Below are 2,365 nucleotides of genomic sequence, written 5' to 3'. Positions count from 1 at the left end.
GCAAGTGCCGCAACCACAGGAGAGGCCATGGAGGTGCCAGTTTCGCGGCCTTCACCGCCCTTTGCATGCGCGGTGTAAACCTTTACGCCTAGCGCTGCAAAATCGATATACTCACCTTGATTTGCCCAGCGATAGATGTGGTGTTGCCTGTCTATTGCAGTGACGGCAATAACCTGCTTATAGGCAGCGGGATACATGGGAGCCGCGGCTGGTCCTTCGTTACCTGCTGCTGCGACCACAACTGTTCCCGCTTCCACCAGCGTGTTAATTACTAAGGCCAGTACGTCATTGTGTGGGCCGGCTAAGCTCATATTAATGACTTTCACGCCTTTTTCTGCCAACCAATTCAACCCATCAACGATGTTTAACATGGTTGCGCCTTGGGCATAGTCAGATTGTTTATAAAACACCGCAGCGGAAAACAATGTTGCATTGGGCAACAGAGGAGAAAAGTACTGACCTTTACCCACAAAGGTTCCTGCTATAGCGGTTCCGTGGTTGACCGGCGCAACGTTGTTAAAATCGACAAGATAGCGACTGGTTATTTTGCTGTGAGCAAAGGCAGGGTGGTCTTGCTGAATTGCAGTATCAACCATGCCAATATTAAGTTCATCAAGGCACATCGGGCTGTGCTGAGGGTCGGCATCTTGCTCTAAAGTACGACTACCCTCATTTTGATTTTGAAATACGTGGTTGCGATCCAGGGTACGAGTTATATCTTGGGGTAATAAGGAGTTTAAAGCAGACTTTGAATCTAAGTGGCTAGGAACCGTAAACGTTACAAGGTGCAGATCAAGCGCAGGATAGGATTTTTGCTGCGAGATAAGTGCTCCGTATTTGAGTAAAATATTGATCGCATCTTTATCGCTGAGCATCACCCATTCACGTTCAATTGCTCGTGAACCATCCGCTAATTTGACTTCGTTAATCAATTGTCCAGTCACATCGGATAAGGCCAGTGTGTCGGGTAAAGTCATTAAAGGTGTGGTTATGGTTTCACTGACATCAAGTAGTTTACTGAGCTCAAATGGCTTCAATGGCAAAGCATCATCTACTTGATGGCCAATGGGTTTAATTGTGTTTGTAACGCCCTGGATGGGAGAGATGACTTGCTTAATGGGGAGCAACTCTGCGTTCACGTGAGCCGCAGTCAAACAAAGCAAAACTGCGCAGGTGAATTTATGTTTCATGTTAGCCTCACTTATTACTGATACTGTACCTTAAACATGAAAACGTTTGAACATAGAAAATATTTCCAACGTGTTGGAATAAAAATAAAGTTGCTTCGTCTTCATAGTAAAGAGGAGATAAAAATGAAAAATCAACTGACTACTTTATTGCCTATGTTACGGCGATTTGCCTTTTCGCTGACAGGCTCAGTGGCCGACGCAGATGACATAGTGCAAATCACGATTGAAAAAATATTAAGCCGTGGAATGCCAGAAGATGTCGAACTCAGCAAATGGGCCTTTAAAGTGTGCCGTAATGTGTGGATAGACGAATATCGGGCGCGAAAAGTGCGTTTGGCTGCAACTCAAAACCCTGAGTTGCAAGAAGAAGCCTGTACTGACAATGAAGAAAACATAGCGGCTAAAGAAACGCTGGCTCAGGTCAATATCGCGATGCAGACCCTGCCTAATGACCAACGCTCGATTTTGTCCTTAGTGGCAGTGCAAGGTTTATCGTATAAAGAAGTGGCTGAGACCTTGGACGTGCCAGTTGGTACTGTAATGAGTCGTTTATCTCGCGCTAGAACATCACTCTTAACCATAGTAAAAAGTCAACAAGGAGGACTCTTCGCATGATAATAAGCGATCAACAACTCTCTGCTTTTTTAGACTCAGAATTGCCTGAAGATGAAATGCAGCTTATCCGAGAACAACTATTAATTGACGATGAGCTTGCCACTCGCTTGGCTGATTTAGCACAAGTGGACGAATGGGTATCAGCTCATGCCTGCGAAATAGACCGCCATCCGGTACCAGAAAAAATAACTGCCTTGCTTCAAGACACGGCGGTGGAAAATAAAGTTGTATCGATGAGTGCGTGGGGGAAATTACAATCACGTGTTAGTCAACATGCAGCCCTAGCTGCAGGTATAGCGCTGTGTTTTGGTATCGGTATCGGCCAACTGAGTCAGTCGGATACCGCAGGATTAAGTGCAGAACTGAGCCCCGATATTGCTAAGGCATTATCGCGTTTAACCAGTGGTGAGCCGCTTGTTTTAGCGAATCAACAACGCCTTCAGCCCACTTTGAGTTTTAGGAATATGCAAGGGCAATATTGCCGACAATTCAGCTTGCAAAGTGATGGCATTCAAAGCGATAGCGTGGCCTGTCTGGGCAATGGTAGATGGCAGGTTAAA

At 45.7% G+C, this 2,365-nt stretch carries 3 protein-coding genes; 2 read left to right on the top strand and 1 reads right to left on the bottom strand.

The window, feature by feature from the left end; all coding sequences use genetic code 11:
* Nucleotides 1-1,190: S8 family serine peptidase (locus NWQ57_RS15350; RefSeq protein WP_306023040.1), on the bottom strand; the 1,190-nt coding region annotated here is incomplete at its 3' end.
* A gap of 123 nt (nucleotides 1,191-1,313) precedes the next feature.
* On the opposite strand from NWQ57_RS15350, the gene NWQ57_RS15345 reads away from it, so the two are divergent.
* A complete protein-coding gene (locus NWQ57_RS15345; RefSeq protein ID WP_306023039.1) occupies nucleotides 1,314-1,805 on the top strand; it encodes an RNA polymerase sigma factor in 492 nt (163 codons plus the stop codon).
* The coding region (locus tag NWQ57_RS15340) for an anti-sigma factor (RefSeq protein ID WP_306023038.1) at nucleotides 1,802-2,365 on the top strand (564 nt) is incomplete at its 3' end. The genes NWQ57_RS15345 and NWQ57_RS15340, both read left to right, overlap by 4 nt.

It is taken from the genome of Paraglaciecola sp. (assembly GCF_030730205.1).
Lineage (GTDB): Bacteria > Pseudomonadota > Gammaproteobacteria > Enterobacterales > Alteromonadaceae > Paraglaciecola.
Note: the sequence above shows the minus strand (reverse complement) of the source record. Positions and strands in the feature narration are given on the sequence as shown.